This window comes from Providencia sp. JGM181, from assembly GCF_018257375.1.
Lineage (GTDB): Bacteria > Pseudomonadota > Gammaproteobacteria > Enterobacterales > Enterobacteriaceae > Providencia > Providencia lanzhouensis.
This window is the reverse complement of record NZ_JAERJY010000262.1, coordinates 1-1,420: the sequence shown is the minus strand read 5'-3', so window position 1 is coordinate 1,420 and position 1,420 is coordinate 1. Positions and strand designations below refer to the sequence as shown.

Sequence of the window (1,420 nt, the reverse complement as noted above, 5' to 3'; positions counted from 1 at the left end):
CCCTGCCCCCAGTAACGCAATCGCCAGCGCACTCACAAAGAAATAAACGATGCTCTCAATCGCCCATGCCCCTGTTTATTTCTTTTTTCACCCTACTTTACATTAAGCTTATGGTTAGCCTAATTATGTTTAACGACTGTTAAATCCTCACACTAGACATTTTCAAAGGTAATATATATCAACCTTGTATCAAATACTTTATCGATGTTTCTCGCAATAGCTATTTGATTGAAAAAAGAAAAACTCAGTAATACATAGACATTTTTGTCGAAAAAGTTCCTGATACTGGGTATGTAACATTTAGTTGCTTGTTTTTGCCATCAACGGATAATTTAACTCGCCCTATTTTTTTATCTTCCTCACCAATTGAGCAAAAAAATCCATCAGGCGTAGTATAAGAACCCGACAACGTTACAATATGAACACGCCAGTAATCACTTGTTTGTCCAACATCATGTTGAATAATATATTCAAATGCATTTTCAATCAGTTCATTATTTTGTATACCCCCAAGTGAAATTGAAGCCAATCTAATTGAAGTGTGCTGTAAATTAGCCATCAATATCTCTTCTCCCCAATGGTTTTCAAATGAGGCAATACCACCACTTAGTTTTTCTATGTTCATATATCCTCCTTTTTAGATAGAGTCTCATCATAGCGGTATTTAAGTAACCTTAACCCACTTGTATTTATTAGTTTTTTATAAGAAAAGCCCACTTAAGCCTGACACAATAAACTTACCAGCCTCATAAATTTTGAGATATAATTTAGACCATCACCGGATCACTGAAGAGGGATTATGAGTTATTTTTTTGCCCACCTTGCTAGAATGAAACTTATTCATCGCTGGCCACTCATGCGCAATGTGCGTACCGAGAATGTCTCCGAGCATAGCTTACAAGTTGCCATGGTAGCACATGCTCTTGCGGTCATTAAAAACCGCAAATTCGAGGGAAATGTCAACCCTGAAAAAATTGCGCTATTTGCCATGTATCATGATGCCAGTGAAGTCATCACTGGTGACTTACCAACGCCAATTAAATATCACAATCAGCAAATCGCCCACGAATATAAAAAAATCGAAAAATTTGCCCAGCAAAAATTGTTGGATATGCTGCCAGAAGAGTTGCAAGACGATTTTAAATGCTTACTGGTAGAAGATCTGCAATCCGAGGAAGAACATTTTATTGTAAAACAGGCAGATACCTTATGTGCCTATTTAAAATGTTTGGAAGAGCTATCCGCAGGTAATAGCGAATTCAAGTTAGCCAAAAGACGTCTTGAAAAAATGTTAGCGGAGCGCAATAGCCCTGAAATGGAATATTTTATAAAAACGTTTGTACCTAGCTTTACTCTGTCTTTAGATGAAATAAGCAATTAATATATAAGTAGTGGTATGCTATGCCCACTTATATAGTAT

Annotated in this window: 2 protein-coding genes and 1 pseudogene; 1 reads left to right on the top strand and 2 read right to left on the bottom strand. The window is 36.5% G+C overall.

Annotated features, from left to right (window positions below; all coding sequences use genetic code 11):
* Together JK188_RS17365 and JK188_RS17360 are read right to left on the bottom strand one after the other, a co-directional pair.
* Nucleotides 1-72 (bottom strand): annotated as a pseudogene (locus JK188_RS17365) (GntR family transcriptional regulator); the annotation flags it as partial.
* Nucleotides 73-244: 172 nt separating this feature from the next.
* Nucleotides 245-625: a hypothetical protein gene (locus JK188_RS17360; RefSeq protein ID WP_132495442.1), complete on the bottom strand. Its 381-nt coding sequence runs from the start codon at nt 623-625 to the stop codon at nt 245-247.
* Nucleotides 626-799: 174 nt separating this feature from the next.
* Between JK188_RS17360 and yfbR the strand changes: the two genes are divergently transcribed.
* Nucleotides 800-1,381, top strand: coding sequence for a 5'-deoxynucleotidase (yfbR, locus tag JK188_RS17355; protein ID WP_036952723.1), 582 nt, complete (start codon nt 800-802; stop codon nt 1,379-1,381).
* The last annotated feature ends 39 nt before the right edge of the window (nt 1,382-1,420 follow it).